Here is a 25,674-nt window from a genome sequence, read left to right on the forward strand (position 1 = left end):
TCAGCTCCCGCAACTGTCGTCTGTGGTGCGTTTGGTTTCCGCGGCCCGCGCCGCGTGTTCGGTGTCCCGGATCAGCTCCCGGACGGCCTGGGCGACCGTCTCCGGGTACTCCATCATGGCGACGTGCCCGGCGTCCGGAAGTGTCAGGAGCCGGGAGCCGCGGAACGCCGCCGCGGCCTTGCGCGCCATCCGGTAGGAGACGAGCTGGTCGCGGCCGCCGTAGACGAGCAGCGTCGGGGCGAGCACCCGCTCGGCCTGCCGCCACAGTCCGTGCTGGCCGCCGAGCGTGTACGCGTCGACGATGCCGCGCGAGGAGCGGGCCATCGCGTCCCAGAAGTAGGGGAGCTCCAGGCGCCGCTCCATCTCCTCCACCGCGTGCAGCAGCCCCTCGTCGGTGACCCGGCCGGGGTCTCCGTAACAGAGGGAGAGGACGCCGCGGACGCGCTGCTCCGGCGTCCAGTCCCGGGTGAGCCGGGAGAAGAGCGGGGCCACGCCCGGCAGCGCGAGCAGCGCCGTCGGCCAGGCGGTGCGCTGCGCGCGCAGCTCGGGCAGCGCCGGCGAGACCAGCGTCAGGGTCTTCACCAGGTCGGGCCGGACGGCGGCGACCCTGGTGGAGACGGCGCCGCCGAGCGAGTTGCCGATCAGGTGGACCGGGCCGCGGCCGGCGGAGTCCAGCAGCCGGATGACGGCGCGGGCGTGTCCGGTGACCGAGTAGTTGCCGTCGTCCGGCGGCGGCGAGTCGCCGAAGCCGGGCAGGTCGACGGCCTCGCCGTCGACGAGGTCCGAGAGCAGCGGCATCATGGCCGACCAGTTCTGGGACGAGCCGCCGAGCCCGTGGACGTAGAGCGCGGGCGCGAGGCCGGGCGTGTCGCCGGGCCTGGCCCGCACGGTGAGCGTGAGTCCGGGCAGTGCCACGGAGCGCAGCTCCTCGCCTTCGGCGACCCGCACGGCGCGGGCGTGCGACGTGGCGGGGGCTGCGGCGGTCCGGGTTTCCGGCAGCTCGGTCGAGGACATGGCCGCAATATTACGAGACGATCACGCGGCGGCGCGTGTGTGTGGCGTCACAGGCTCGGGTGCGCCGCGGAAGGTGTGCTTCTAGGCTCGTAGGGAGGGCCATCGGAGAGGACCCGCATGCCGGAAGGAACCCGCATGACTGTCGATCCGACCGAGCCGGACACATTCGCCGAGGAAGAAGAGGACGTCGTGCTCGACCAGGAAATCCCGGAAGCCGACGCGGCGGAGCAGCACACCGACCTCCAGCAGCGTGAGGACGAGGCGCGCACCCACGTCGAGCAGGACTCCGCGAACGAGGCGGACGCCTCGGAACAGGCCCGGGTGGTCAACCTGGACGAAGACGACTACCGCTGATTTGTTCGGTTTAATCTTGAAGCGCCTATCGCCAGGCGCGTCCGGTCCGTGAAATTCTGCGTCCGCACCGCGCACAGCCGGGTTACCCAAAAGTACGATGGCGGCGCGGCGCCACAGCGCGCATGGATCGATTTTTGGGAGGCGGCGTGACAGCCATCGAGCAGACAGAGGCAGCACGCCCTCGGGGCACGCGCCTGCCGCGCCGCGCCCGACGGAACCAGCTGCTGGGCGCGGCCCAGGAGGTGTTCGTCGCGCAGGGGTACCACTCCGCCGCGATGGACGACATCGCGGAACGGGCGGGCGTCAGCAAGCCCGTCCTCTACCAGCACTTCCCCGGCAAGCTGGAGCTCTACCTGGCGCTGCTCGACCAGCACTGCGAGTCGCTGCTCCAGGCGGTGCGGACCGCGCTGGCCTCCACCTCGGACAACAAGCTCCGGGTCGCGGCGACGATGGACGCGTACTTCGCGTACGTGGAGGACGAGGGCGGCGCCTTCCGCCTCGTCTTCGAGTCCGACCTGACCAACGAGCCGGCCGTGCGCGAGCGCGTGGACCGGGTCAGCCTGCAGTGCGCCGAGGCCATCTCGGAGATCATCGCCGAGGACACCGACCTGTCCAAGGACGAGTCGATGCTGCTCGCCGTCGGCCTCGGCGGCGTCTCGCAGGTCGTGGCGCGCTACTGGCTCTCCAGCGGGTCCTCGATCCCCCGCGACACGGCGGTGTCGCTGCTGACGTCGCTGGCCTGGCGCGGCATCGCCGGCTTCCCGCTGCACCCCACGGACGGACAGCCGATCACCGACGGCCACTGAGCCTGTTCGCTCCTGGCGTTCAGCGGCTGCGCCGTACGTGTCCCCTCACCGGGCTAATGTGTGCAGCGTACGGCGCGGTGAACGCGCAACGCTGACCGTTCGGAGGGACATAGCCGTGGAGGTCAAGATCGGCGTGCAGCACGCACCCCGGGAGATCGTTCTGGAGAGCGGGCAGTCCGCCGAGGAGGTCGAGAGCGCCGTGGCCGACGCGCTGGCCGGCAAGGCGCAGCTGCTCAGCCTCACGGACGAGAAGGGCCGCAAGGTCCTGATCCCGGCCGAGAAGATCGCGTACGTCGAGCTCGGTGAGCCGGCCGTACGCCGGGTGGGCTTCGGCGCACTCTGAGACGTACGTCCTCGTGACGTGGAATGGCCCGGCGGACCTGTTCCGCCGGGCCGTTCGCGTGCCGTGCGGCCTCGGGGCCGGTCCACGTGCGGGCGTACCGGGAGGGTTGCGTTCCGGTCGCCCCGGGTAGGACGGCCTCAGACCGATTTGCCCGCCCCGCACCGCACGCGAGGTGATTCGCCGTGTTCCTGGAAGTCCTTGGCTCCGCTCTGCTCGGACTCGCCCTGGCCTGGGCGGCCGTGCACCGGTTGCCCGAACGCCTCCCCGCGCGCGGGGCCGTCCTCGTCACGGGAGCGCTCGGGGCCGTCTTCGGCGCCCTGGTCACCCACGGAGCACTGGGCCCCGGCCACGCCCTGGCCACCCTGATCGGCGCCGCGGCCGTCGCGACGGTCCTGCTGTCGCTGCTGATCCGTCCGGCGTCGCGCCGGTTGCGCCGATCAGCGGCGGCGTGAACAACGCCGCCGCCACCGCCGTCCCCGCGAGAACGCCGGGCCCCGCGGGGCCCGGCGCAGCTGAGCCCGGGACTCCCTCGCCGTGAGCCGGGCCGCAGGGATCAGGCGGCCAGACCCAGCGCGGCCATCCGCTTGGTGTGGGCCTCGGTGATCCGGGAGAACATCCGGCCGACCTCGGCCAGGTCGAAGCCGGCGGCCATGCCGTCGACCCCGCCGACCAGCATCGTCGAGAGCGCGTCCCGCTCGGCCACCACGCGCTGCGCCTGGGAGAGCGCCTCGCCCATCAGGCGGCGCGCCCACAGCGCGAGCCGGCCGCCGACGCGCGGGTCGGCCTCGATCGCGGCGCGGACCTTCTCCACGGCGAAGTTGCCGTGACCCGTGTCGTCGAGCACCGACAGGACGAGGCGACGGGTGTCGGTGTCCAGGCGGGCCGCGACCTCGCGGTAGAAGTCGCTGGCGATGGAGTCGCCGACGTACGCCTTGACCAGGCCCTCAAGCCAGTCCGATGGGGCCGTCAGGCGGTGGAAGTCGTCGAGCGCCTTGGCGAACGGCTCCATCGCGGCCGTCGGCTCGGCGTCCACGGCGGCGAGGCGGTCCCGCAGCTGCTCGAAGTGGTGGAACTCGGCGGAAGCCATCTTCGCCAGCTCCGCCTTGTCCCCGAGGCTCGGAGCGAGCTTGGCGTCCTCGGCGAGCCGCTCGAAGGCCGCCAGCTCGCCGTAGGCCAGCGCGCCGAGCAGATCGACGACCGCGGCGCGGTACTGCGGCACGGCGGATGCCGTGGCCCAGTCCTGGGCGGCGATCCCGGTGGGCTCTCCGGCGGCGTTCTCAGCGGCGTTCTCGGTGCCGTTCCCGGCGTCCGTGGCGTTGTCAGGCGTCTCCATGAAGCGCACAATAGCCCGCCCTCCGGTCGGCGTACGGCCCTGGTCAGTCACTGTGACGGCGCCCTCATCGCGATTTCTCCCAACACACATGCGCGATTCCGGGGTACAGTGGTAATGCGCCTGCTGAGTATGCGGACATGCTTTCGCACGTTCGGACGTACACGGTGGGCCATCTCATGAATGAGGATGCCCGGTCGGTGGCCCGATCGGCTCCGACCTGACAGCCCTCACCGCGCCCCCGCGGGAGGGTCCCTCAGCGGCACGACGCTCGAGCGACGGCAGTGGTCCCGCGCCACCCGGCTGTGATCGTCTCGATCCGGGATCTCCACGATCCGGGATCTCGATCCCTCCGGAAGTGATCCGGCACGGTACGACCCCCAGCGTTCGCCTCGCGCCGCGTCTCACAGAAGAGGCAGCACCCTGACTACGACTTTCCGAGAGCTCGGAATCCTTCCCGAGACGGCCGAGGCGCTCGAAGCCGTCGGCATCGTGACCCCCTTTCCCATCCAGGAGATGACCCTTCCGGTCGCCCTCTCCGGCACCGACGTCATCGGCCAGGCCAAGACCGGCACCGGCAAGACCCTCGGTTTCGGCCTTCCCCTCCTGGAGCGCGTCACCGTCCCCGCGGACGTCGAGGCCGGCCGGGCCAGGCCCGAGCAGCTGACCGACGCCCCGCAGGCCCTGGTCGTCGTCCCCACGCGCGAGCTGTGCACCCAGGTCACCAACGACCTGCTGACCGCCGGCAAGGTCCGTAACGTCCGCGTGCTCGCCATCTACGGCGGCCGGGCGTACGAGCCCCAGGTCGAGGCGCTCAGGAAGGGCGTCGACGTCATCGTCGGCACCCCGGGCCGCCTGCTCGACCTGGCCGGCCAGCGCAAGCTGGACCTGTCCCACGTCAAGGCCCTCGTCCTGGACGAGGCCGACGAGATGCTCGACCTGGGCTTCCTGCCCGACGTCGAGAAGATCATGAACATGCTTCCGGCGAAGCGTCAGACCATGCTGTTCTCGGCCACCATGCCGGGCGCGGTCATCGGTCTGGCCCGCCGCTACATGTCGCAGCCGACGCACATCCGCGCCACCTCGCCCGACGGCGAGGGCGTGACCGTCGCCAACATCAAGCAGCACGTCTTCCGTGCGCACTCGATGGACAAGCCGGAGATGGTCTCCCGCATCCTGCAGGCCAACGGCCGCGGGCTCGCGATGATCTTCTGCCGTACGAAGCGCACGGCGGCCGACATCGCCGAGCAGCTGCAGCGTCGCGGCTTCGCCTCCGGCGCGGTCCACGGCGACCTCGGCCAGGGCGCCCGCGAGCAGGCGCTGCGCGCCTTCCGCAACGGCAAGGTCGACGTTCTCGTCTGCACCGACGTCGCCGCCCGCGGCATCGACGTCGAGGGCGTCACGCACGTCATCAACTACCAGTCGCCCGAGGACGAGAAGACGTTCCTCCACCGCGTCGGCCGCACCGGCCGCGCGGGCAACAAGGGCACGGCCGTGACCCTGGTCGACTGGGACGACATCCCGCGCTGGCAGCTCATCAACAAGGCGCTCGGGCTGGACTTCCACGAGCCGGTCGAGACGTACTCCAGCTCCCCGCACCTGTACGAGGAGCTGGACATCCCGGCGGGCACCAAGGGCGTCCTGCCCCGCGCCGAGCGGACCCGCGCGGGTCTGGGCGCCGAGGAGCTGGAGGACCTGGGCGAGCCCGGCGGACGCCGCGGCAAGAAGGCGGCCCCGGCCGTCGAGGAGAGCCCGGTCCGTACCCGCACGCCGCGCCAGCGGCGCCGCACCCGCGGCGGTTCCACGCTCGACGAGACCACCGCCGAGACCACGGTCGTCGAGGCGTCGGCTCCGGCCGCCGCCGCCCCGGTCGTCCAGGAGCAGCCGTCGGAGACGCGCACCCCGCGCCGTCGTCGTCGTACCCGCTCCAGCGGCTCGGGCGCCGCGCCTGCCGCCGCTCCGGCCACGCAGGCTCCGGCCGCCCAGGCGGCGCCGGTCCGGCAGGCCGCTCCGGTCGCCAAGACCGCGCCGGTCGCCGCGGAGCAGGTCGAGGAGGCCCCGAGGGCTCCCCGCCGTCGCCGCGCCCGCATCATCCGGCCCGAGGCCGAGACCGTCACCTTCCAGACCCCGGAGAGCGTGGCGGCCGCGGCCGCCGCTGCCGCCGCCACCACGGTGGTCGAGGCCCCCGTGGTCGTCGAGGAGGCGCCGAAGGTCCCGCGTCGCCGCACGGCCAGGAAGGCCGTCGTCGCCGAGGCCCCGGCCGTCGTCGAGACCCCGGCCGTCGTCGAGACGGTCGAGGAGGCGCCGAAGGTTCCGCGTCGCCGCACGGCCAGGAAGGCCGCCGTGGCCGAGGCCCCGGCCGTCGTCGAGACCCCGGCCGTCGCCGAGACCGTCGAGGAGGCCCCCAAGGCCCCGCGTCGCCGCACGGCCAAGAAGGCCACCGTGGCCGAGACCCCGGCCGCCGTCGAGACCCCGGCCGTCGCCGAGACCGTCGAGGAGGCCCCCAAGGCTCCCCGCCGCCGCACGACGAAGAAGGCCGTCGCCGCCGCCGAGGCGCCCGACGCCTCGGAGCCGAAGACGACCACGCGTCGCCGTACGGTCAAGAAGGCCACCGCCCCGGTCGAGGCCGGCGCGTCGGCCGAGCCGGCCGAGGCCCCCAAGGCCCCGCGTCGCCGCACGGCGAAGAAGGCGGCGGCCCAGCCGGAGAGCTGACGCCCCCCGGCAGCACCCGCGCAGCGGCCCACCCCCTCCCGGGGGTGGGCCGCTGCCGCGTCCGGGCACGGCCGCTGCCTGCGGCTACGCTCCCCTTATGAGCAAGCCCCGGTCCCTGGAACTCCCGCCCCGCACCCGCGCCCGCCGGCTGCGGACCGCCCGTGGTGACTTCGCCGTCCTGGACACGGCGCCCCGGGGCGAGATCCGGGGGACGGCACTCCTGCTGCCCGGCTACACCGGCAGCAAGGAGGACTTCCTGGCCCTGCTCGGGCCGCTGAGCGACGCCGGGTACCGCGCGGTGGCGGTCGACGGGCGCGGCCAGCACGAGAGCGCGGGGCCGCGGCACCGGGGCGCTTACACGCGGCGGGCGCTCGCGCTCGACGTCGTCGCGCAGGCGACGGCGCTCGGGGACGGCCCGGTGCACCTGCTGGGGCACTCCTTCGGCGGACTGGTGGCCCGCGCGGCCGCGTCGCTGGCGCCGGACGCCTTCCGCTCGCTGACGCTGCTGTCCTCGGGGCCCGGCCGGGTCGCCCGGCCGCAGCGGGTCCGGGTGCGCGCGCTGCGGGCAGCGCTGGCGCTGCTGTCCAAGGAGCGGGTCTGGCGGACGACGCGCTGGCTGGACAGCCGCGGCGAGCAGCCGGACGCGGGCGACCCGCCGGAGATCGTGCACTTCCTGCGCCGCCGGTGGATGCGCACCCGGATCGTCCAACTGGCCGCCACCGGACGGCTGTTGAACCGGGACCCGGACGGCACCCTCCAACTTGCCGGGCTCGGGATGCCGTTGCACATCGCCTACGGGGACGAGGAGACCGTCTGGCCGGTGGAGGAGCTGGCCGCCGCCGCGCACCGCACGGGTGCCCGCCACACGGTGGTGACGGGCGCGGGCCACTCCCCCAACGTCTCGCACCCCCAGGAGCTGGCGGACCGCCTGACGGCGTTCTGGGACCTCTCCTGAGGGCTCCCCGGGCGGGGCCCGGACGCCGGCCGGCCCCGGCGGAGGGTCAGTACTGGGCGCGGAGGTGCTGCCAGAAGCCGTCCCGCAGCGCCCGGCGCAGCACCGCGTGGCCCCGCAGGGAGCGGCTCAGCAGCTTCTCCCCCTCGATGAGCAGGTCCTGGTCGACCGGACCCGGCAGGTACGGGTGCCCCGGCAGCAGCTCGGCCAGCGCGTCCGGGCCGCGCTCGGCGAGCCAGGTGGCGGCGATCTGCGCACCGACGAAGCGGACCTCGTCGCGCGACGGGGGCGGCTCGCCCTCGTTCTCGTAGGTCGTGACGGGGCGGCGGGTGACGTAGGGGCGCCAGAAGTCGAGGTCGAAGGTGCGCTGGCTGTCGACCTCCCAGAGCAGCGGCTCGGCCTGGTTGCGCCCTTCGGATGCCTCGATGCCCCAGAGGTGGACGCGGGCGCCGTAGCCCTGGGCGGCCTCGACGGCCGAGACGAGGTCCTCGTCGCCGCCGACGAGGGCCGCGTCGCTGATGGCCCGGTGCCGGGCGAGGGACTCCAGGTCGGAGCGGATGAGGGAGTCGACGCCCTTCTGCTGGTTGTTGGCGTTCAGGTTGCCGAGGCGCACCTTGACGTCGGGCAGTTCGGCGATCGACTGCTGCTCGGGGGTGTGGATGCGGCGCCGGGCGCCGTCGTACCAGTAGACGCGCAGCAGGCGGCTGTCCGCGAAGATCGTGCGGGCCTTGTCGATGAACGCCTCGATGAGCCCCTCGGCGTCGAGGTCGAAGGAGCGCCGGTCCTCGGTACCCGCCACCAGCAACCCGGCCGCAGCATAGACGTAACCTGCGTCGACGAAGATGGCGTGGGTCGAAGGGGTCTTGGCCACCTCGGCCAGCATCCGCTGGAGGAGCTCATTGGTGCGCTCCAGGCGGGCGCCGAGCTCGCGGACCGGGTCGCCGGGCGGTGTCTGAGGGTTCTCTGCGTCGTTCATACGGGCCTCATTGTCCGCCGCCGCCGACCCTCCGGACAACGTCTCCTACCTGCTAGTAGTTAGGCATCCAAAAAATTTCCTTAGCGTAGGGAATGTTTGCAGGATGCATCCCGTTGGACCCCATGTAACGCAGTTCTCCATCAGGAGGATCAACTCAGACGAAGGGAGAAGCCCATGCGCTTCGAAATCCTGCGACTCGACGACATCGACGGCACGCCCGTCGACCGGACCGTCGTGGACGCCGCCTCCGTCAACCGGATCGTGCAGCAGGCCGCTTCGATCGGTCAGCGCATCTGGATCCGCCCGGCAGACACCACGGCCTCGTAACGCCGTAGGGCCTGAGGGCACTCACTCACGCACCGCGCCCCCGCACGGACTCCGTCGCAACGGAATCCGTACGGGGGCGCAGTGGCGTCCGGGGGCCGGGGCCCTGTCTTGCCGATCAGGCAGGACACCGCGAGCCCGGCGAGATCGGCAAGACGCCCCCTAGGAGCCCTGGATCACCTGGGTGACGCCGTTGATGATCTGCTGCACGGCGATGGCCGACAGCATCATGCCGGCGAGCCGGGTCACCAGCACGACACCGCCGTCCTTGATGACCCGGATGATCACCAGCGAGTAGCGCATGGTGAGCCAGAGCACGACGTGCATGGCGGCGATCGCGGTCCAGACGGAGACCTGGGCGCCGACCCCGTCGGCGTGCTGCACCGCGAGGATCACCGACACGATGGCGCCCGGCCCGGCGAGCAGCGGCATGCCGAGGGGGACCAGCGCGACGTTGACGTCCTTGGTCTGCTTGGGCTCGTCGGTCTTGCCGGTGAGCAGGTCGAGCGCGATGAGCAGGAGCAGCAGTCCGCCCGCGATCATCAGCGCGGGCACGGAGACGTGCAGGTAGTCGAGGATCTGCTGCCCGAGGATGCCGAAGACGGTGATGACACCGAAGGCCACGGCGACCGCCTGCCAGGCCATGCGGCGCTGCACCTTGGCCGGCCGGCCGGAGGTGAGGGCGAGGAAGATCGGGGTGATCCCGGGGGGATCCATGATCACAAAAAGGGTCAGAAAGAGCGAGCCGAAGACGGCGACGTCGAACACGGTGAGCCTTGCAAGTCGGGATGTACGAGGGGTGTGGGACTGGGGAGTCGCACGGAGCGGCACGATGCGGCACGGCACGTGCGTGGCCACGTGGGCAGGCGTCCGCGACGAGAACGTCGCGGAGAGACCGACGGCGACCATCCGTCGAGGACGTGTTCCGTCGGTGTGACCGCCCTCAGCGAGGACTGGGGGGCCTGTCGATCAGTACGGCACGATCGGGAAGGCGGCCCCTGGGGTCAGGCGCGTCCCCCGGCACCCGGAACCGGGAAGGCTCCGGCCGCGCGGCGGGTGATCTCGCCGTAGATCTCGGGGTCGGTGGTGTACTCGCCGAGCCGGCAGGTCTTGCGGCTGCCGTGGTAGTCGCTGGAGCCCGTGCCGAGCAGCCCGAGCTCGCGGGCGAGGCCGCGCAGTCGGGCGCGGGTGGGCTCGTCGTGGTCCATGTGGTCGACCTCGATGCCGTCGAGGCCGGCCGCGGCGAGCCGGGCGATGGCGGCCTCGGGCACGACCTCGCCGCGCTTGACGGCGAGCGGGTGCGCGAAGACGGTGACACCGCCGGCCGCCTTGACGAGCCGGATCGCGTCGAACGGGTCGAGTTCGTGCTTCTCCACGTACGCCCGGCCGCCGTCGGCGAGCCACTGCTGCGTGAAGGCGCCGGAGACGTCGGGGACCACACCCAGTTCGACGAGGGCCTCGGCGATGTGCGGGCGGCCCACCGAGCCGTCCCCGGCGATGCGGGCGACCTGCTCCCAGGTTACGGGCACGCCCAGTTCCTGGAGCTTGCCGACCATCGCCTGCGCGCGGGGCACCCGGTCGTCCCGTACCAGCTCGCGCTCGGCGGCGAGTTCGGGCTCCTCGGGGTCGAAGAGGTACGCCAGCATGTGCAGTCCGATGCCGTCGATCCGGCAGGACAGCTCGGCCCCGGTGACGAGCGTGAGCCCCTCGGGCAGCGCGGCGATCGCCTCGGCGTGGCCGCGGGTGGTGTCGTGGTCGGTGAGGGCGACGACGTCGAGCCCGGCGGCGGCCGCGTTGCGGACCAGCTCGGCGGGAGTGTCCGTACCGTCCGACGCCGTGGAGTGGGTGTGCAGATCGATGCGCACGACGCGGTACTCCAGGGGGCTCGGAACGGACAAGGGGGCCGCTCCAGCATAACGGGCGTATCGAACACCCGGTCCCGTTCCGCGGACACCGGTACGGATCACCCGGCGACGTGCGGGGCGGGCACCCGCCCCCGGCGTCCGGATCGGATCGGCGAAGGCGGCCGGGCGCGCCGGTCACGCCCTCGGGAAGGGCGCCGGGCCCGCTCGCGCGGGGGCCCTCCGGAAGGCGCCCGTCAGCCGAGCAGACGGGGTGTCAGTGCCCCGCAGGGCAGCAGCTCGACCTCCGCGCCCGCGTCGCGCAGGTCGGTCAGCACCAGCTCGTCGTACATCAGCAGGCTCGACTGCTCCGGCCAGACGATCGCCCACAGCCAGAGGCCGCGCGCCTCGCCCGCGAAGACCGCACGGTCGTGCGGGGTTCCGGTGACGTGCCAGAGCGGGGTGGGGCGGCCGGCGGCGAGCACCTTGGTCTGCGGCGGCTTGTCGATGGAGATGCCCGCTCCGGGATCGGGGCCGTCGATCCCCGCGTAGCGCGCTCCGAGGCCGACGCCGAGCTCCTCGGCGATCAGCAGCAGCTCGCCGATGCCCCCGAGCGGGCCCGGCCCCGAGCAGGCGACGGCGGTCGCGCGTCCGCCGCTGCGGTCGTCACCGGCATAGGCGACCCCGGTGAAGAGCCAGCCGACGGGCAGGGGCCACGGCATCCACACCGGCACCTGGGCCCGGTGCACGACGACACCGAGGGATTCGACGCTGGGCGGGATCACGGGTTGCAAAGGGTGCACCGAGCCGTGCACGTCGCACTGCCAGGAATCGGCAAACAGTCCGGGCGCCCTGACCCGGCCACCGCACTTCGGGCAACTGGGTTCGCCCCTCATAAGGCCCAACGGTCCTACCCCGTCGCGCTCGCGTCAAGGACGATCACCCGTCCGGCCGGGACGGTTCACCCCCCGTGGTAGATGTATTTGACATTCATTAGATCGTCTAACTTATTCTGTGCACCGCACAACCATCCGTCCGGACGCCGTGGGCGGACACACCCGCGGCGCGCGGCGGACTCCGGACCCGTCGCGCCGCCCTCACCCACGACGCGGCGGAGGCGGCACCCCGTCACGCCACGGAGGACGGCGTGGGGGTGTTCGCCGGCTGAGGCCGCGTCAGGGCCGGTTTGCCATGGCGGGCACGGGCAAAACGGAGCCCATGAGAGGCATCGACTCCGTCATAAGAACCATCGCGCACGTCCTCGCGGGCATCCTGGCCGTCTGGATCGCCATGGACCTGCTCGACGCCAACCGGGCGAACACCCTCGTCGACTGGTTCCACACCGCCGCCGACTGGCTCGCCACCTGGTCGATCGGGCTCTTCGACGTCTCCCAGCACACCCTTCAGGTGCTGCTGGACTACGGCATCCCCGCGATCGTCTACGTGGTCATCGCCGACCTCGTCGCCCGCAGGACCGTCGCACGCTGACACGGACCGGGGACCGGCGCACCGACGGTCGCCCGGTCCGGGGCCGTACGCGTCCTCAGTCCAGCGGCACGGACCCGCGCAGCGGATCGCGCAGGTCCGTGCCGCGGGCCAGCCAGCGCTCCTCCAGGGCCTTCGCTCCGTGCACCCGCTTCCAGGCCGCCTCGTTCGGCGTCATCGGCAGCAGCGGCAGGAAGCGGACCGGGTCCATCGGGTCGTCCAGCTCCAGGTCCTCCACCAGGCCGCCCGGCTCCGCGACGAGCACGGAGGTGAACGAGGCCCCCGGCCACAGGGGTTCACCCACGTCGAGCGAGGCCCCGGCGGCCACCACCACACCCTCCACCTGAGGCGTCGAGGCGAGGACCGCGAGCGGGCGCAGCACCTTGTCGGTGTCGGCGAGACCGCCGCGCACCGACAGCACCAGCTCCGCGCGCGGGCCCTTCACCGGGTCCGCGAGCGCGGCCGTCGGGTCGGCCATCGGCTGGGCGGACATCCCGAGCGTCGCGTAGCGCACCACGTCGCCGTCGGCGAAGCGCAGCACCTCGATCCGGTCCGTGCCGAGGAACGTCACCGCCGCCCGCGCGTCCGGTTCGCCGAGCGCCGTACGCAGCCGGGCCTCGACCAGAGCAAGAACTTCTCCCATGCAGTGAGCATAAAGCGCGTATGGAACGGGCAAAGGAAGGGATTGACCCTCAGTCGGCTGATAGTCTTGGCCGCTGGTCGGGACTCCCGACTACTCGTCATCCCCCACGGGGGACCGGCTGGAGGAGGTGGGGCTGCGTGGATCGAAGTCGATCGGGCAGTACCAACCGCTCTTCCGCCCCGCACCCCGGCCCGGTGCATCTTTCCTTCCGGTGACCTGAGGACCTTTCCCGTCCCCGTCACCCGGCTGCTCGCACGACGGAAGAGCATTTCGCCTTTGCCTGTCTGTAGCGAACGCCGTCACCGCGATCCCGCGGTGCCGCCCGCTTTGCGGACGTAGGACATCAGGTCCACGCCCCCATTCCGGGCTGTGCCACGCATCGCCGGCGGCTTCTCCGTGAAGGAGCATGCCGAATGTCGATGATCCGTGACCTGCGCGCCGCGGTCCGTCCCTCCCTGCGGCCCAGCCTGCGCAAGACCCCCACCGTCTACACCGCCTACGACCCCACCCGCGACCCGTCCGCGTCCAGCGCGGTCGTCGACTGCGCCGTCTACCGCGACGGCCGCCGCGTGGACGACCGCGACTGCCTGACGCCGCGCGGCGCGATGCGCCAGGTACGGGAGAGCGGCGGCTTCGCCTGGATCGGCCTGCACGAGCCGACCGAGGCCGAATTCGCGGGTATCGCGGCCGAGTTCGGGCTGCACCCGCTGGCCGTCGAGGACGCCGTGCACGCCCACCAGCGGCCCAAGCTGGAGCGGTACGACGACACCCTGTTCACCGTCTTCAAGACGATCCACTACGTCGAGCACGCCGAACTCACCGCCACCAGCGAGGTCGTGGAGACCGGCGAGGTGATGTGCTTCACCGGCCCGGACTTCGTCATCACCGTCCGGCACGGCGGCCAGGGCTCCCTGCGCAACCTCCGCCACCGCCTCCAGGGCGAGCCGGAACTGCTGGGCAAGGGCCCCTCGGCCGTGCTGCACGCCATCGCCGACCACGTCGTCGACGGCTACATCGCGGTCGCCGACGCCGTCGAGCTGGACATCGACCAGATCGAGATCGACGTCTTCTCCCCGCCGGCCAAGGGGTCGACGCGCGGCACGGACACCGGCCGGATCTACCAGCTCAAGCGCGAGGTGCTGGAGTTCAAGCGGGCCGTCACCCCGCTGCTGCGCCCGATGCAGCTGCTGAGCGAGCGGCCCATGCGGCTGGTCGACCCCGACATCCAGAAGTACTTCCGCGACGTCGCCGACCACCTGGCGCGCGTGCAGGAGCAGGTCGTCGGCTTCGACGAACTGCTCAACTCCATCCTCCAGGCCAACCTGGCGCAGGCGACGGTCGCGCAGAACGAGGACATGCGCAAGATCACCTCCTGGGCGGCGATCGTGGCCGTCCCGACGGCGGTCTGCGGCGTGTACGGCATGAACTTCGACCACATGCCGGAGCTCCACTGGAGGTACGGCTACCCGATGGTGCTGGTGGGCATCACGGCGATCTGTTTCACCATCCACCGCACGCTGAAGCGGAACGGCTGGCTCTAGCTTGATCTTCAACGTGCGTTGTCGAACGGTGGGTCGTACTTGATCACTCGGTTCGGTAACCGCCGTACACGGAAGCGGCCTTCGTCTGAACATGTGCTCCGACCAAGGAACACACACGTCCAGCACGAAGGCCGTGAGGATGAGTCTGCAGCATCACGATGCCCGGCGAGAGCCGTTGGCGGATCTGTCACGCTTCCGGGGCGAGTTCTACTCCTGTCTCACCTCCCGTTCGGACGCTCTGTTCGAGCTGACGGATGCAGTTCTGTGCGGGGACGGGCCGGTGAGATCACTGGCCGAACTGTCGCTGGTGGGCGAACACCGACGCGGGCACGGAGGGCTCTACGCCGCCCTCGCCCAGGGCCGCATCGACGCCGACCGGATGCGACACACCCTGGCTTCGGTGCCGCTGCCACGAGCAGTCGACGGCCGAATCGTCCTGGCCGTCGACGTCACCTGCTGGCTGCGGCCGGACGCCCACACCTCACCGCAGCGGATCCTCTGCCACACCTACGGCCGCGGCAAGGACCAGCACATCCCCGTTCCCGGCTGGCCCTACTCGATCGTCTGCGCACTGGAACCCGGCCGAAGTTCATGGACCGCGCCGCTCGACGCGTTGCGTCTGGCGCCCGGGGACGACACCGCCACCGTCACCGCCCGACAGCTGCGCGACCTGGTCGAGCGGCTCATCACCGCAGGCCAGTGGCAGGCCGGGGACCCGGACGTCCTCATCATCGCGGACGCCGGATACGACGCACCCCGCCTCGCCTTCCTCCTCAAGGATCTGCCGGTGCAGGTGCTGGCCCGGATGCGCTCGGACCGTGTCCTGCGTCGCCCGGCACCGCCCCGGCAGCCTCACACCAGGGGCCGGCCGCCCCGGCACGGAGGCGAGTTCGTCTTCGGACAGCCCGACACCTGGGGCACCCCGGACACCGACACCGTCACCGACACACGCCTCTACGGCACCGCCCTCGCACGCTCCTGGAACCGGCTCCACCCCAAGCTCACCCACCGCTCGTCCTGGGCCGCGGCCGACGGCACCCTCCCGATCGTCGAAGGGACGGTGATCCGTCTGGACATCCAGCATCTGCCCAGCGGCGCCACCCCGAAGCCGGTCTGGCTGTGGTGGTCGGGAACCGACGCAGACGCAGCGGACACCGACCGTCTCTGGCAGGCATACCTGCGGCGTTTCGACATCGAGCACACCTTCCGCCTGTTCAAGCAGACCCTCGGCTGGACCTGCCCGAAGATCCGCACCCCCGAGGCGGCGGACCGCTGGACCTGGCTGATCCTCGCCGCCTACACCCAACTACGACTGGCCCGACCGCTCGCGGCCGACCGCCGCCGCCCCTGGGAAAGGCCCGTTCCCGCGGACAGACTCACCCCCGCACGGGTCCGCCGCGACTTCCGGCACATCCGCCCGCAAGCCGCCTGCCCGGCCAGAGCACCGAAACCCACCCACCCCGGACCCGGACGACCACCCGGCCGCAAAAACACCCGGCCCACCCCACGCCACGACGTCCACACACCCCGCAACACACAGCCGGCCAACCAGCGAGCGAAGAAATCGACCACCCCACGGCCCCGCCGCACAGGTTAAAGATCAAGCTAGGGCGTGTTGCGAAAGTCCCTCCCCCTGGGCTTCGCCCGGGAGGTGCCCCCACCTCGCGACGCCTGGCACGCACGCTCGCTGCGTTGTCGGGATCGTCCGAGTACGCCCAGTACGAGGGCGACCCTCCGCCTTGCGATCGCACGCACCAGACGCCGCGAGGCCCGCCCTTCGGGCGGACGCCGGTACTTTCGCAACACGCCCTAGCGGTGGGCTGTCGGTCACGCCGTGGGCGCGGCCCGATCGGCAGGACACCCCCTGGCCCGCGTCGCGCCGGTCCGGCATCGTCCGCGAGGCGCCCGCTGGATAGGCTGCGGGCATGACGGAAACGCTGCTCGGCCCCGCGCTCGTCGAGGAGGCCACCAAGAAGTCCGGCCTCATCTGGGTCCGCGGCGACGCCCCGGTCGCCCGGGCCCTGTGGCACGTCTGGTTCGACGGCGCCGCCCACGTCGTGGGTGACGGCCCCGGCGAGCAGCCCCTGCCCGGACTCACCGCCGGCGCCACCGCCGAGGTGACCGTCCGCAGCAAGGACAAGGGCGGCCGGCTCGTCACCTGGACCGCAGCGGTGCGGGAGCTGGCCGCCGGCTCGCCCGAGTGGGACGCGGCCGTGGCCGAGCTGAAGGGCAAGCGCCTGAACGCGCCGGACGGCGAGGCCATGCCGGAGCGCTGGTCGCGCGAGTGCCGCGTGCTGCGCCTGGAGCCGGTAGACTCGACGACGGACCTGCCCGACGGGTCCCTGGCGGCCGTGCCGCAGCCCTCGGAGGCGATCACCCGGCGGCCCGTTCCGGCCGCGCTGCCCCGGCTGCTCCTGCGGCGCCGCAAGCGCTGAGACCCCGCCCGGGCGGGACGCCCGGGCGCCCGTGGTTCAGGTGCGGGGCAGCTGCTTGCCGTAGTCCAGCGTCTGCTCCTTGGCGGGGGCCTCCAGCGGGAAGTCCTTGTCCCACTCCGACAGCACCACCACGCCCGCGCCGCCGCCCCGCGCGAAGCGGAGCGGGAACGGCGTGCCGTCCAGCGAGACGTCCAGCGTGCCGCCCTCGCCGTCCTCGCCGCCCTTGACCTTGACCGTGCGCAGGCCGCCGATCTTGTCCCGGTCGCCCTTGACGACGTCCCCGTGCAGGCCGATCAGCCCGTCGAGGAGCACGTTCATCTCCGTGAAGCCGCGCAGCTGCTTGTACGAGGGGTCGTCCTGCGGGATCTTCACGTACTTGTCGTCGAGCGTGTCGGCCGCCTCGGTGTCGGCGTCGCTCGGCGTCTCTGCCGCCTTGTCGTCGTGCGCCCAGAAGCCGGCGTCGGCCTTGAGGTAGAGCGCCTCGTCGATCCGCAGCAGCTCGAAGGTGCCGTTCTTCGTGGTGACCGAGCCGCTCGCGCCGTTCCGCTTGAGCCGCATGTTCAGCTTGTACGTGCCGCCCTTGCTGACCAGCGTCCCGGCCAGGCGTACCGCCTTCGCCGCGTCCGCCGCGGACTGCGCCTTCTCCTCGATCGCGGTCGCGGTCAGCTTCCCGACCCCGTTGGTGCCCTCGTCCGGGTCGGAGGCGCAGGCCGTGAGACCGGCCGCCAGCCCGGCGCAGAGCGCCACGGGCAGGACGACCCTGCGGATACGCGATGCCGGAGTACGAACGGTCACCTGCGCTGCCTCTCGTGTTCTTCGGGCCGGTGGGGGCGGCCGCGTCGGTGGGGGGACGGCAGCTCGCAGCGTACCCGGGGTGGTCCCCGCCCCCTGCAGGCAGCCGTACGGGCGCTCTGCCGAAGCGGCACGGAGGGCCACGGGCTAGCCTGAATCCGGCATCCCCCGGCAATCACACCGATCCGGCGGCAGTGAGGAGGCGCAGGGCATGGCGGCAGGCGCCCCACGGATCTTCGTCTCGCATCTCGCCGGAGTCCCCGTCTTCGACCCCAACGGCGACCAGGTGGGCCGGGTCAGCGATCTCGTCGCCATGCTCCGGGTGGGCCGCCGGCCGCCGCGGCTGCTCGGCATGGTCGTCGAGATCCATCTCAGCCGCCGCCGGATCTTCCTGCCGATGACCCGGGTCACCGGCGTCGAGTCCGGTCAGGTCATCACCACGGGCGTGGTCAACATGCGCCGCTTCGAGCAGCGGCCCACGGAGCGGCTGGTCCTCGGCGAACTCCTGGACCGCCGGGTGAAGCTGGTGGGGCACGACGGGGAGGGCGAGGAGGTCACCGTCCTCGACGTCGCGATCCAGCAGCTGCCGGCCCGCCGCGACTGGGAGATCGACAAGGTCTTCGTCCGGCGGGGCAAGGCCGGGGCGCTGCGCCGGAAGGGCGAGACGCTGACGGTGGAGTGGTCCGCGGTGACCGGCTTCTCCCTGGAGGAGCACGGACAGGGCGCCGAGAGCCTGCTCGCCACCTTCGAGCGGCTGCGCCCCGCGGACCTGGCGAACGTGCTGCACCACCTCTCCCCCAAGCGGCGCGCCGAGGTGGCCGCCGCCCTCGACGACGACCGGCTCGCCGACGTGCTGGAGGAGCTGCCGGAGGACGACCAGGTCGAGATCCTCGGCAAGCTGAAGGAGGAGCGGGCCGCCGACGTGCTGGAGGCGATGGATCCCGACGACGCGGCCGACCTGCTCTCGGAGCTGCCGGAGGAGGACAAGGAGCGCCTCCTGACCCTGATGCAGCCGGACGACGCCGCCGACGTGCGGCGGCTGATGGCGTACGAGGAGCGGACCGCGGGCGGCCTGATGACCACCGAGCCGATCGTGCTGCGGGCCGACGCCACGGTCGCGGACGCACTGGCCCGGGTACGGCAGCAGGACCTCTCCCCCGCGCTGGCGGCGCAGGTGTACGTGTGCCGGCCTCCGGACGAGACGCCGACGGGCAAGTACCTGGGCACGGTGCACTTCCAGCGGCTGCTGCGGGACCCGCCGTTCACCCTGGTCGGGTCGCTGGTGGACAGCGACCTGCCGCCGCTCGCCCCGGACACGCCGCTGCCGGCGGTCACCAGCTACCTCGCCGCGTACAACATGGTCGCGGCGCCCGTCGTGGACGAGAGCGGTTCGCTGCTGGGGGCGGTCACCGTCGACGACGTGCTGGACCACCTGCTGCCGGAGGACTGGCGCGAGACGGAGTTCCACGTGGAGGGGGCGCCGCATGGCGGCTGAGCGCACGCACGAGCGGGAGCGGTCCGGCCCGCGCATCCGGCTCGACCTGCCGCGTGAGCGCCGGGCGAGGCTGCTGCCCGAGTACGACCCGGAGGCCTTCGGACGGCTCTCGGAGCGGATCGCCCGCTTCCTGGGGACCGGGCGTTTCCTCGTCTGGATGACCCTGACGATCATCGTCTGGGTGCTCTGGAACATCTTCGCGCCGACGCCGCTGCGGTTCGACGAGTACCCCTTCATCTTCCTGACGCTCGTGCTGTCCCTCCAGGCGTCCTACGCGGCGCCGCTCATCCTGCTCGCCCAGAACCGGCAGGACGACCGGGACCGGGTGAACCTCGAACAGGACCGCAAGCAGAACGAGCGGTCGATCGCGGACACCGAGTACCTGACCCGGGAGGTCGCGGCCCTGCGGATGGGGCTCGGCGAGGTGGCCACCCGGGACTGGATCCGCTCCGAGCTGCAGGACCTGCTGAAGGAGATGGAGGAGCGCCGCGACGGGCACCGGGATCTATTCCCCCCGGGGGCCGACCACAGAAGTGACGTACCCGACCGCTGACGGGTCTTTCCGGGGTCGGTGGTCGGCGCCGTACCATCGTCGGTATGGCTACGGAAGACGCGGTGCGTGAAGCACTGGCGACGGTGAACGACCCCGAGATCAACAAACCGATCACCGAACTCGGCATGGTGAAGTCGGTGGAGATCGGATCCGACGGCAGGGTCGCCGTCACGGTCTATCTCACCGTCTCCGGCTGCCCGATGCGTGACACGATCACCCAGCGCGTCACGGACGCCGTCTCCCGGGTCGAAGGTGTCACCGGTGTCGACGTCTCGCTCGACGTGATGAGCGACGAGCAGCGCAAGGAGCTGGCCACCGCCCTGCGCGGCACCACCGCCGAGCGCGAGGTGCCGTTCGCCAAGCCCGGCTCGCTGACCCGCGTGTACGCGGTCGCCTCCGGCAAGGGCGGCGTCGGCAAGTCCTCCGTGACGGTCAACCTCGCGGCCGCGATGGCCGCCGACGGGCTGAAGGTCGGCGTGGTCGACGCCGACATCTACGGCCACAGCGTGCCGCGCATGCTGGGCGCGGACGGCCGTCCGACGCAGGTCGAGAACATGATCATGCCGCCGTCCGCGAACGGCGTGAAGGTCATCTCCATCGGCATGTTCACCCCGGGCAACGCGCCGGTCGTCTGGCGCGGCCCGATGCTCCACCGCGCGCTGCAGCAGTTCCTCGCCGACGTGTACTGGGGCGACCTCGACGTACTGCTCCTCGACCTGCCCCCGGGTACCGGCGACATCGCGATCTCGGTGGCCCAGCTGGTGCCGAACGCGGAGATCCTGGTCGTGACGACCCCGCAGCAGGCGGCGGCCGAGGTGGCCGAGCGGGCCGGATCCATCGCGGTCCAGACCCACCAGAAGATCGTCGGCGTGGTCGAGAACATGTCCGGGCTGCCGTGCCCGCACTGCGACGAGATGGTCGACGTGTTCGGCACGGGCGGTGGCCAGAAGGTCGCCGACGGCCTGACGAAGACCACGGGCGCCACGGTCCCGGTCCTCGGCTCGATCCCGATCGACGTCCGCCTGCGCGAAGGCGGCGACGAGGGCAGGCCGGTCGTGCTGACCGACCCCGAGTCCCCGGCGGGCTCCGCCCTCCGCGCCATCGCCGGCAAGCTCGGCGGCCGGGCGAGGGGCCTGTCGGGCATGAGCCTGGGCATCACCCCGCGCAACAAGTTCTGACCCGTCACACGGCGAAGGGCGCCCCTTCGGGGGCGCCCTTCGCCGTGTCGCGCGGCCGTCAGGCGTACGCGTCGAGGTCCTTGACCGCGGAGAACCCGAGACCGTAGGCGCTCATCCCTCGGCCGTACGCGCCGAGGTGGACACCGGCCTGCGTGGCGCCCGCGAGCACCCAGCCGAACTCGGACTCCCGGTAGTGGAAGGGCATCGGCACGCCGTCGACCGGCAGCGACAGGGTCGACCACTCCGGCCCGTCGAGGTCGTCCGCCAGCTCGAACGCGGTCTCCGTCTGCTGGTCCAGCCAGTCGTTGCGCAGGCCGTGGTCCAGCTGCGCGGGCCACGTGTAGGCGAGCAGGCCCGAGCCGGCCAGCCAGGCCGCGGAGGAGACCGTGGTGGCGTCCAGCACCCCCGTGCCGTCGCCCGTGCGCCGTACCGGGCTCGCGGCGACCGTCACGACGACCGCGAAGCGCTCCTTCTCGGCGCCGCTCGCGTCGGACTTTATCGACGGCTCGTCGCCGTGCCCCATCGATCCGTGCTGGACGGTACCGTCCGCCGCGGTGCCGACCTGCATCAGCCAGCGCGCTCCGGCGAACGCGTCGTCAAGGCCGTACCAGGCGAAGGACGCCGCCAGATAGCCCTCGGCCGTGCGCCGGGACGCTGGACCCCCGTCCACCCGACTCGTCGTCTCCATCTCGGCCGCCTCCTCGATCCGTCATGCCCGCGTCGGCGGACAACAGATGGAGGATAGCCACCGGGTCGCACCCGGTGGTGTCAGGTCGCGTCGGAGTCGTACGGCGGGCGGTCGTCGCGGGCCGGCTTGTCCTGCTTCTTCAGCAGGTCGGGCGCGGCCGAACCGTTGACCGCCGCGGGTACGGAGGACGTCGCGGACTCGCGGCCGTGCACCGCGTCGGCGACGTCGTTCATCTCCTTCTTGAGGTCGAAGCTGCTGCGCAGGTCCTTGAGTTCCCTGAGGTCCTCGTTGCCCTCCAGCTGCTTGCGCAGGAAGGTCTTCGGATTGAGGTCCTCGAACTCGAAGTCCTTGAACTCCGGACCGAGCTCGGTGCGGATGTCCTGCTTCGCGCTCTCGGAGAAGTCCCGGATCTTGCGGATGAAGCCCGAGACGTCCTGGATGACCTTCGGCAGCTTGTCCGGACCGAAGATGAGCACGGCGAGGACCACGAGCGTCACGAGCTCGAGTATGCCTAGGTCGTTGAACACCTTGCTGCTCCTCACGCGGGGTCCGGGGCCCGCTCCACGGTACCCGCCGAAACTGCCGGGCGGGTACCTCGTGGCGTCGGTGGAATGGCGCTCAGGTGCCCTGGGAGGAACCGAGGGTCAACGTCTTGGTCTGCTCTTTGCCGGCGCGGACCACGGTCAGCTCCAGCTTGTCGCCCGGACGGTGGGCGCGGATCTTCACGATCAGCTCCTCGCCGTTGTGGACCCGCTGGCCGTCGACCTTGGTGATGACGTCCCCGGGGCGGATGCCGGCCTTGGCGGCGGGGCCGCCGGGGGTGATCGAGGCGGAGCCGTCCTTGCCCTTCTCGCCGACCCGGGCGCCGTCGCCGCTGAACTGCATGTCGAGGCTCACACCGATGACGGGGTGGGTCGCCTTGCCGGTGTTGATGAGCTCCTCGGCGACGCGCTTGCCCTGGTTGATCGGGATGGCGAAGCCGAGGCCGATCGAGCCGGCCTGGCCGCCCTCGCCGCCCGTACCGCTGTCGGCGGCCCGGATGGCGCTGTTGATGCCGATGACCCGGGCCTGGGAGTCGACCAGCGGGCCGCCCGAGTTGCCCGGGTTTATCGGTGCGTCGGTCTGGAGGGCGTCGACGTAGCTGACGTCGCTGCCGTCGCCCTTCTCGCCGCCGGCGGTGATCGGGCGCTCCTTGGCGCTGATGATGCCCGAGGTGACGGTGTTCTGGAGGTCGAAGGGCGCGCCGATGGCGACGACCGGATCGCCGACCCGGACGTCGTCGGAGTTCCCGAGCGGCAGCGGCTTGAGGTTCGAGACGCCGGTGACCTGGACGACGGCCAGGTCGTAGCCGGTGTCCTTGCCGATGAGCTTCGCGCTCGCGGTCTCGCCGCTGCTGAAGGTGACCGAGATGTCGCCGGCGGAGGAGGCCGCGTCGACCACGTGGTTGTTGGTCAGGATGTGGCCGCGGGTGTCGAGGACGAAGCCGGTGCCGGTGCCGGAGGAGCCGCCGCCGCTGACGTGGATGGTGACGACGCTGGGCAGGGCGCTGGCGGCGATCCCCGCGACGCTCTCGGGAGCACGTGCGGTGTCCCCGGACCCGGCCTGCGGCAGCTCGATGGTGGTGAGGCCGCCGTTGCGCTCGACGTAGGAGCCGATCACACCGCCGAGGACGCCGGTGACGAGGGCGAAGGCCAGGACGCCGGCGAGCGCCAGGCCGCGGCGGCGGGGCTTGGCGGGCGGTTCGGCGACGGCGCTGAGCGGGGCTCCGTGCGAGGTCCAGGGGTCGTACTGCACCCACTGCGCGGGCGTCTGCCGCGGCGCCGCCTGGGGCGCGGGTGCGTGCGGAGCGGGGCCGTGCGGCAACGGCTGCGTCTGCTGCTGCGGCACCGCCTGGGGGGCGGGTGCGTGCGGCTGGTGCGGCGGGGCGGGTACGCCGTGGGCCGGGGTGGCGGCCGGATGCTGCACGGGCGGGGCGGGCGCCCACGGCCCGGGACCGCCGTACGGCGGGGTCCGGTACTCGTCGGGCTCGTGCAGCGGCCGGGCCTGCTGCGGTACGGACGGGGTGACGGGCAGCTCCGCCGTCTCCGCGGCGTCGGCGGCGGCGTTGCCGGTGACACCGATGTCGGTGGTGTCGGCGGCCTGCGGGGGACCCGCCGGCACCGAGGGGTCCTGCGCCGTCACGGGAGCGGCCTCCGGGGCCGTTCCCGTGGCCTGCGGGGCCGCGGGCGCGGCGAGGGTGAAGTCACCCTCGCCCGCGGCCGGGTCCGCCGCCTCGTACGCGACCGGCTGGTGCGGCGCCGGCAGCGGCGTACTCGCCGGCCGGCTCCACCACTTCGGCTTCCGGTCGGTGGGCTTCCCGTCGTTCATGCTCTCCCCGCCACAGCTGACCTGTCCGCGCCCCTGTGTCGGGCGCCCCTTCGGGGGATTCAACCAGGTCCGCGGTCAGCGGTGGGCGGTGAGCGTGTCCGGTGAGGGGCTGGGGGTGCCGGGGGACGCCGGGACGGGGGCGGACGGCGAGCCGCTCGGCCCTCCGAGCCCGGGCCCGAACGTCAGGTGCAGGGCCGTGCCCGAGGGCCGTATGAACGGGGAGACCTCCGTCAGCGACCGGGTGGCCGGAACCTGACGCTGGAGGGAGACCACGGGCAGCGCGGCCGTGGGCGTCGGGGCTCCCGGGACCAGCGGACCCGTGACGACCGTGCCGGGCGTCGACGTGACACCGCCCGCCGTGGCCAGGGTCGCCGGGCCGGACCGCTCGCCCGCGCGCTCGCCCCACCGTGCGCCGCGCCCGGTGGGCGTGCCCACGTTCGTCGCCGTGCCCGTGCCCGCGGGAGTACCGGTGCCGGTGGCCGCGGAGCGCAGCGGGGTCACGTTGTTGCCCGTGCCGTCGCCGCGGGCGCCCGCGTTCACGCTCGCTTCCAGCGGAAGGGCGCCGCCGAGCGCGATGGCGGCGAAGGAGACCGCGCTGGCCGCCACGAAGGCGAAGCGCCGTCCGCGGCTGGCGGTGCGGTCGTGCTCGGGCCGGCCGCTCACCGGGTGGATGCGGAAGCCGGAGTGCGGGGAGACGGGGGAGGCCGTGGCGAAGCCGTCGGACTTCACCGCGCCGACCCCGCCGCTCATCTCGAAGAGGCCGTCGAAAGGTGCCCCCCGGCGGTAGTCGCCCCCCGGATCGCCCGGTCCCCCGGGCAGCCCCTGGAGGCGGGCGAGGAGCCCTTCCGAGGGCGGAGGAGGCGCGGTGGAGGCGAAGACGCTCTTCAGCGTGCGCTGGGCGTCGGCCTCCGCCTTGCATCTGGCGCAGGTCGCGAGGTGGGCGAGGACCCGATCACGGGCGTCGTGGCCGAGCTCGCCGTCCACGAGGGCGGCAAGCCGGTCCCCGAGGTGGTGCTCCGCGGGGGTCGGGCCGAGAGGGCTGGTTCCGGTCACGCCGTTCCGCCCTCCCAGCCGACGGCCGCGAGCCCACGCTCCGCCCGGGCCTCGGGAGAGCGGTGCTTCAGCGCCTTGCGCAGGTGCGAGCGCCCGCGGTGGATACGGCTACGGACCGTGCCGAGCTTCACGCCGAGCGTCGCGGCGATCTCCTCGTACGAGAGTCCTTCGATGTCGCACAGCACGACCGCGGCCCGGAACTCGGGCGCGAGGGTGTCGAGGGCCTGCTGGACGTCGGCGTCGAAGTGGGTGTCGTTGAACACCTGCTGCGGCGAGGGCTCGCGGCTGGGCAGCCGCTCGGCCGCGTCGTCGCCGAGCGCGTCGAAGCGGATCCGCTGCTTGCGGCGGACCATGTCCAGGAAGAGGTTGGTGGTGATGCGGTGCAGCCAGCCCTCGAAGGTGCCCGGCGTGTACGTCGACAGCGAGCGGAAGACGCGGACGAAGACCTCCTGGGTGAGGTCCTCGGCGTCGTGCTGGTTGCCGGTCAGCCGGTAGGCGAGGCGATAGACCCGGCCGCTGTGCGTGCTGACGATCTCCTCCCAGGTGGGCGGAGTCCACGCCTGCGATTCCGCATCCGATGCGAAGGTCGCGGTGGTGGGTGCGGCGTCGGTGGTGTGGATTCGGTCAGCGGTGTCGGTCACGGATTTCGGCTCACCCGCCGACCTGAGAAGACGCCGAAGCACTCCTCCCCGATCCCCAGGCGCAGCCGCACCTCCCCTGTCGGCTCTGGTGGTGTCCAGTGGAGCCCCTACCATAGCCACCTCGCCCGTTAGCTCCGGATAAGAATCTTTA

At 72.2% G+C, this 25,674-nt stretch carries 27 protein-coding genes; 14 read left to right on the forward strand and 13 right to left on the reverse strand.

Features of this window, described 5'->3' with window-relative positions:
• Complete coding sequence (locus ACE1OA_RS12215) at nucleotides 1-1,014, reverse strand: alpha/beta fold hydrolase (RefSeq protein WP_356606595.1); 1,014 nt, start codon at nucleotides 1,012-1,014, stop codon at nucleotides 1-3.
• Between the two features lie 135 nt (nucleotides 1,015-1,149).
• On the opposite strand from ACE1OA_RS12215, the gene ACE1OA_RS12220 reads away from it, so the two are divergent.
• The 4 genes from ACE1OA_RS12220 (at nucleotide 1,150) to ACE1OA_RS12235 (ending at nucleotide 2,969) form a co-directional block, all read left to right on the forward strand.
• Nucleotides 1,150-1,368: a hypothetical protein gene (locus ACE1OA_RS12220; protein ID WP_356606593.1), complete on the forward strand. Its 219-nt coding sequence runs from the start codon at nucleotides 1,150-1,152 to the stop codon at nucleotides 1,366-1,368.
• Between the two features lie 146 nt (nucleotides 1,369-1,514).
• Nucleotides 1,515-2,174 (forward strand): TetR/AcrR family transcriptional regulator, encoded by a 660-nt coding sequence (locus ACE1OA_RS12225; protein WP_356606591.1) that lies wholly within the window; start codon nucleotides 1,515-1,517, stop codon nucleotides 2,172-2,174.
• Between the two features lie 115 nt (nucleotides 2,175-2,289).
• Nucleotides 2,290-2,517 (forward strand): DUF3107 domain-containing protein, encoded by a 228-nt coding sequence (locus tag ACE1OA_RS12230; RefSeq protein WP_147981101.1) that lies wholly within the window; start codon nucleotides 2,290-2,292, stop codon nucleotides 2,515-2,517.
• 182 nt (nucleotides 2,518-2,699) lie between these two features.
• Nucleotides 2,700-2,969: a hypothetical protein gene (locus ACE1OA_RS12235; RefSeq protein WP_356606589.1), complete on the forward strand. Its 270-nt coding sequence runs from the start codon at nucleotides 2,700-2,702 to the stop codon at nucleotides 2,967-2,969.
• 101 nt (nucleotides 2,970-3,070) lie between these two features.
• On the opposite strand, the gene ACE1OA_RS12240 is transcribed toward ACE1OA_RS12235, so the two are convergent.
• Nucleotides 3,071-3,850 carry a ferritin-like fold-containing protein gene (locus ACE1OA_RS12240; RefSeq protein ID WP_356606587.1) on the reverse strand — a complete coding sequence of 260 codons (780 nt, stop codon included), beginning with the start codon at nucleotides 3,848-3,850 and terminating at the stop codon, nucleotides 3,071-3,073.
• A 513-nt stretch (nucleotides 3,851-4,363) separates the two neighbouring features.
• On the opposite strand from ACE1OA_RS12240, the gene ACE1OA_RS12245 reads away from it, so the two are divergent.
• Nucleotides 4,364-6,559, forward strand: coding sequence for a DEAD/DEAH box helicase (locus ACE1OA_RS12245; RefSeq protein WP_432752767.1), 2,196 nt, complete (start codon nucleotides 4,364-4,366; stop codon nucleotides 6,557-6,559).
• A 97-nt stretch (nucleotides 6,560-6,656) separates the two neighbouring features.
• Complete coding sequence (locus ACE1OA_RS12250) at nucleotides 6,657-7,514, forward strand: alpha/beta fold hydrolase (protein WP_356606583.1); 858 nt, start codon at nucleotides 6,657-6,659, stop codon at nucleotides 7,512-7,514.
• A 46-nt stretch (nucleotides 7,515-7,560) separates the two neighbouring features.
• On the opposite strand, the gene ACE1OA_RS12255 is transcribed toward ACE1OA_RS12250, so the two are convergent.
• Nucleotides 7,561-8,487: an NYN domain-containing protein gene (locus tag ACE1OA_RS12255; RefSeq protein WP_356606581.1), complete on the reverse strand. Its 927-nt coding sequence runs from the start codon at nucleotides 8,485-8,487 to the stop codon at nucleotides 7,561-7,563.
• Between the two features lie 174 nt (nucleotides 8,488-8,661).
• On the opposite strand from ACE1OA_RS12255, the gene ACE1OA_RS12260 reads away from it, so the two are divergent.
• Complete coding sequence (locus tag ACE1OA_RS12260) at nucleotides 8,662-8,814, forward strand: hypothetical protein (protein WP_318103221.1); 153 nt, start codon at nucleotides 8,662-8,664, stop codon at nucleotides 8,812-8,814.
• 159 nt (nucleotides 8,815-8,973) lie between these two features.
• Here the strand turns inward: ACE1OA_RS12260 and ACE1OA_RS12265 are convergent, their stop codons facing one another.
• The 3 genes from ACE1OA_RS12265 to ACE1OA_RS12275 all read right to left on the reverse strand — a co-directional run bounded on the left by ACE1OA_RS12265 (nucleotide 8,974) and on the right by ACE1OA_RS12275 (nucleotide 11,548).
• Nucleotides 8,974-9,579, reverse strand: a complete 606-nt coding sequence (locus ACE1OA_RS12265; RefSeq protein ID WP_356606578.1) for a MarC family protein — start codon at nucleotides 9,577-9,579, stop codon at nucleotides 8,974-8,976.
• A gap of 236 nt (nucleotides 9,580-9,815) precedes the next feature.
• Nucleotides 9,816-10,676 carry a PHP domain-containing protein gene (locus tag ACE1OA_RS12270; protein ID WP_356606705.1) on the reverse strand — a complete coding sequence of 287 codons (861 nt, stop codon included), beginning with the start codon at nucleotides 10,674-10,676 and terminating at the stop codon, nucleotides 9,816-9,818.
• A gap of 233 nt (nucleotides 10,677-10,909) precedes the next feature.
• Nucleotides 10,910-11,548, reverse strand: a complete 639-nt coding sequence (locus tag ACE1OA_RS12275; RefSeq protein ID WP_432752768.1) for a DUF6758 family protein — start codon at nucleotides 11,546-11,548, stop codon at nucleotides 10,910-10,912.
• 322 nt (nucleotides 11,549-11,870) lie between these two features.
• Between ACE1OA_RS12275 and ACE1OA_RS12280 the strand changes: the two genes are divergently transcribed.
• Nucleotides 11,871-12,140 carry a hypothetical protein gene (locus ACE1OA_RS12280; protein WP_356606574.1) on the forward strand — a complete coding sequence of 90 codons (270 nt, stop codon included), beginning with the start codon at nucleotides 11,871-11,873 and terminating at the stop codon, nucleotides 12,138-12,140.
• A 55-nt stretch (nucleotides 12,141-12,195) separates the two neighbouring features.
• On the opposite strand, the gene ACE1OA_RS12285 is transcribed toward ACE1OA_RS12280, so the two are convergent.
• The gene (locus ACE1OA_RS12285; RefSeq protein WP_356606572.1) at nucleotides 12,196-12,780 is read right to left on the reverse strand and encodes a suppressor of fused domain protein; all 585 of its coding nucleotides are present in this window, start codon (nucleotides 12,778-12,780) and stop codon (nucleotides 12,196-12,198) included.
• A 413-nt stretch (nucleotides 12,781-13,193) separates the two neighbouring features.
• On the opposite strand from ACE1OA_RS12285, the gene ACE1OA_RS12290 reads away from it, so the two are divergent.
• From ACE1OA_RS12290 to ACE1OA_RS12300, 3 genes are all read left to right on the forward strand, one after another.
• On the forward strand, nucleotides 13,194-14,321 hold the full coding sequence (locus ACE1OA_RS12290; RefSeq protein WP_356779002.1) for a magnesium and cobalt transport protein CorA: 1,128 nt from the start codon (nucleotides 13,194-13,196) through the stop codon (nucleotides 14,319-14,321).
• A 139-nt stretch (nucleotides 14,322-14,460) separates the two neighbouring features.
• On the forward strand, nucleotides 14,461-15,918 hold the full coding sequence (locus ACE1OA_RS12295) for an NF041680 family putative transposase (RefSeq protein ID WP_432752769.1): 1,458 nt from the start codon (nucleotides 14,461-14,463) through the stop codon (nucleotides 15,916-15,918).
• Between the two features lie 328 nt (nucleotides 15,919-16,246).
• The gene (locus ACE1OA_RS12300; protein WP_361317524.1) at nucleotides 16,247-16,756 is read left to right on the forward strand and encodes a hypothetical protein; all 510 of its coding nucleotides are present in this window, start codon (nucleotides 16,247-16,249) and stop codon (nucleotides 16,754-16,756) included.
• Between the two features lie 36 nt (nucleotides 16,757-16,792).
• On the opposite strand, the gene ACE1OA_RS12305 is transcribed toward ACE1OA_RS12300, so the two are convergent.
• The gene (locus ACE1OA_RS12305) at nucleotides 16,793-17,551 is read right to left on the reverse strand and encodes a hypothetical protein (protein WP_356606566.1); all 759 of its coding nucleotides are present in this window, start codon (nucleotides 17,549-17,551) and stop codon (nucleotides 16,793-16,795) included.
• Nucleotides 17,552-17,759: 208 nt separating this feature from the next.
• On the opposite strand from ACE1OA_RS12305, the gene ACE1OA_RS12310 reads away from it, so the two are divergent.
• The 3 genes from ACE1OA_RS12310 to ACE1OA_RS12320 are packed head-to-tail and all read left to right on the forward strand — an operon-like array spanning nucleotide 17,760 to nucleotide 20,774.
• Nucleotides 17,760-19,043 (forward strand): magnesium transporter MgtE N-terminal domain-containing protein, encoded by a 1,284-nt coding sequence (locus ACE1OA_RS12310; protein ID WP_356606564.1) that lies wholly within the window; start codon nucleotides 17,760-17,762, stop codon nucleotides 19,041-19,043.
• Entirely contained in the window at nucleotides 19,033-19,596 is a 564-nt protein-coding gene (locus ACE1OA_RS12315; RefSeq protein WP_356606562.1) for a DUF1003 domain-containing protein, read from the forward strand. The genes ACE1OA_RS12310 and ACE1OA_RS12315 overlap by 11 nt, the downstream gene beginning before the upstream one ends.
• A 44-nt stretch (nucleotides 19,597-19,640) precedes the next feature.
• A complete protein-coding gene (locus ACE1OA_RS12320; protein WP_356606560.1) occupies nucleotides 19,641-20,774 on the forward strand; it encodes an Mrp/NBP35 family ATP-binding protein in 1,134 nt (377 codons plus the stop codon).
• A 58-nt stretch (nucleotides 20,775-20,832) separates the two neighbouring features.
• On the opposite strand, the gene ACE1OA_RS12325 is transcribed toward ACE1OA_RS12320, so the two are convergent.
• From ACE1OA_RS12325 to sigE, 5 genes are all read right to left on the reverse strand, one after another.
• On the reverse strand, nucleotides 20,833-21,462 hold the full coding sequence (locus tag ACE1OA_RS12325) for a hypothetical protein (RefSeq protein WP_356606558.1): 630 nt from the start codon (nucleotides 21,460-21,462) through the stop codon (nucleotides 20,833-20,835).
• A gap of 80 nt (nucleotides 21,463-21,542) precedes the next feature.
• Entirely contained in the window at nucleotides 21,543-21,989 is a 447-nt protein-coding gene (locus ACE1OA_RS12330) for a sec-independent translocase (RefSeq protein WP_356779005.1), read from the reverse strand.
• A 91-nt stretch (nucleotides 21,990-22,080) separates the two neighbouring features.
• Complete coding sequence (locus ACE1OA_RS12335; protein ID WP_432752770.1) at nucleotides 22,081-23,829, reverse strand: trypsin-like peptidase domain-containing protein; 1,749 nt, start codon at nucleotides 23,827-23,829, stop codon at nucleotides 22,081-22,083.
• Nucleotides 23,830-23,904: 75 nt separating this feature from the next.
• Nucleotides 23,905-24,882, reverse strand: a complete 978-nt coding sequence (locus ACE1OA_RS12340; RefSeq protein WP_432752771.1) for an anti-sigma factor family protein — start codon at nucleotides 24,880-24,882, stop codon at nucleotides 23,905-23,907.
• Nucleotides 24,879-25,637: an RNA polymerase sigma factor SigE gene (gene sigE / locus ACE1OA_RS12345; protein ID WP_356606550.1), complete on the reverse strand. Its 759-nt coding sequence runs from the start codon at nucleotides 25,635-25,637 to the stop codon at nucleotides 24,879-24,881. Before sigE ends, ACE1OA_RS12340 begins: the two co-directional genes overlap by 4 nt.
• Nucleotides 25,638-25,674 lie beyond the last annotated feature (37 nt).

The organism is Streptomyces sp. JL2001 (genome assembly GCF_050917515.1).
GTDB lineage: Bacteria > Actinomycetota > Actinomycetes > Streptomycetales > Streptomycetaceae > Streptomyces.